The following is a 2120-nucleotide window of genomic DNA, read 5'->3' as shown; positions in this document are numbered from 1 at the left end:
GTCCTTGCCCGCAATGGTGGGGGCCGTGCCGTGGGTGGCTTCGTAGAAGGCCAGCGTGTCGGACATGTTCACGCCCGGCGCAAGGCCGAGGCCGCCTACCTGGGCTGCCAGCGCGTCGGAGATATAATCGCCGTTGAGGTTGGGCGTTGCCAGCACCTGATACTGTTCGGGGCGCAGCAGCGCCTCCTGAAACATGGCGTCGGCTATGCGGTCTTTGACCACAAGCCGTCCGGCCACAGGTTCTTTTTCGGTGCAGGTGCAGTCGCCGAACTCCTGGGCGGCCACGTCATAGCCCCACTGGCGAAAAGCCCCTTCGGTGAACTTCATGATATTGCCCTTGTGCACAAGGGTGAGGCTTTCCTGCTTCTGGTCCAGGGCAAAGCGCAGGGCGCGGCGCACAAGGCGTTTGGAGCCGGCTTCCGTCATGGGTTTGATGCCCACGGCGGCCTCGTCGCTGACCTTGGTCACGCCCAGTTCGTCGCGCAAAAAGGCCACAAGCTTGCGCGCCTCGGGGGTATTGGCGGCAAATTCCACGCCCGCGTACACGTCTTCGGTATTTTCACGAAAGATGACCATGTTGACGCGCTCGGGATGCTTGACCGGGGTTTCCAGCCCTTCAAAGTGGCGCACAGGACGGATGCAGGCGTAAAGGTCCAGGGTCTGACGCAGGGCCACGTTAAGGCTGCGGATGCCTGTACCCACGGGCGTTCCCAAGGGGCCCTTCATGGCAAGTCCGGCATGGCGCAGGGCTTCCAGGGTGGCTTCGGGCAAGGGGTTGCCGCATTCTTTCACGGCCTTGTCGCCAGCCAGCAGTTCCACCCAGTCAAGGGCAAGGTCGTCCCCGGCGGCACGAATGGCCCCTTCAATGACCGGGCGGGCGGCCTGCCAGATTTCCGGGCCAATGCCGTCGCCTTCGATCCAGTACACAGTCTTGCGCATGTTCCCCCGTCCTTATGTAATAGCTGTGAATTATGAAGCAGGGCCGGGTCATATAAGCCCGGCCCCGGTCTGATGCTGAAAGCGGTCTAGTCCCCATCGTCCTCGCCGCCGACCTCGTGCTTGAGGGAGCGGGCGCGCTTGAGCAGTTCCTCAAGCTGAATGTCCACACCGATCACGCCGACAATATTGTCTTTTTCATCGGTGACGGCGCAGGAAACCGTGATGATGAGCTTGTTGGTAAAGTGCGACTGGTACACGTCCATGATATGCAGATCGCCGCTTTGCATGGGTTTTTTGAACCATTCTCGGCCGGAGAAGTCATAGCCGATGGGCAGGGCGTCGTAGGTTTCCTTGTACGTGGGGTCGGTGATGGCAGAGCATTTGAGACTGCCCGTGGCGTCCGTGAGGTAGCAATACTGGATAAAGGGATATTCACGCTCAAAGGCGTATATCTTGGCATGGGCCTTTTCACCGAAGTCCAGCAGGTCCCTGTCTCGGGCAAGGCGTACAAGCAGGTTGGCGGCCAGTTCACCCGCAAGCTGCTTCATGTTGTCGAATTCGGAGACAAAGAGTTCGGGCATGAAGCGCTGCACCAGCGCTTCCATTTCCACATGCGAGAAATTGGTGGTGCGCCCGGTTTCTTCGTAAACAGCCATGATGGCATCATATATCTTGCCCACGGCAGGATGCTTTTTGGATATGTGCCGCTCTTTTTCCAGATTGAGGTTGGTATTGATCCAGTAGGCCACGCCCGCGCGGCCCGTCTTGTCGGTGATGATGATGGGTACGGAGCGGCCCAGCAGATGCTTTGTGTCGAAAATATTGTATATTTCTTCGTTTTTTGCCAGACCGTCGGCGTGTACGCCCGCGCTGGTGGCGTTGAAGTCGCGTCCCACAAAGGGGTAGTTGTGGGGGATGCGGTAGTCCAGCTCTTTTTCAAAAAACTGCGCCACTTCGTGCAGAACCGTGGTGTCGGCGGCGGCGTCGTCGCCCGTAAGGGAAATGTACTCCACAAGCAGGGCTTCAAGGGGAGTGTTCCCCGTGCGTTCGCCAAAGCCGAACAGCGTGCTGTTGACCGCGCCGCAGCCGTTGAGCCAGGCTGTGACGCCGTTGACGAGCACCTTGTGAAAGTCGTTGTGCCCGTGCCATTCGAGCCACTGGCCGGGAACGCCCGCCTCGTC

The 2120-nt window shown here is 59.5% G+C and carries 2 protein-coding genes; both read right to left on the bottom strand.

Features of this window, described 5'->3' with window-relative positions; genetic code table 11:
* A partial coding sequence (locus tag V6C07_RS04320; protein ID WP_333535131.1) for an NADP-dependent isocitrate dehydrogenase occupies nucleotides 1-939 on the bottom strand: 939 nt, incomplete at its 3' end.
* 86 nt (nucleotides 940-1025) lie between these two features.
* The coding region (locus tag V6C07_RS04315; RefSeq protein ID WP_333535129.1) for a cache domain-containing protein at nucleotides 1026-2120 on the bottom strand (1095 nt) is incomplete at its 5' end.

It is taken from the genome of Desulfovibrio sp. 1214_IL3152, assembly GCF_036763055.1.
Lineage (GTDB): Bacteria > Desulfobacterota > Desulfovibrionia > Desulfovibrionales > Desulfovibrionaceae > Desulfovibrio.
The sequence above is the reverse complement of the archived record's forward strand: the minus strand, read 5'-3'. Positions and strand labels throughout refer to the sequence as shown.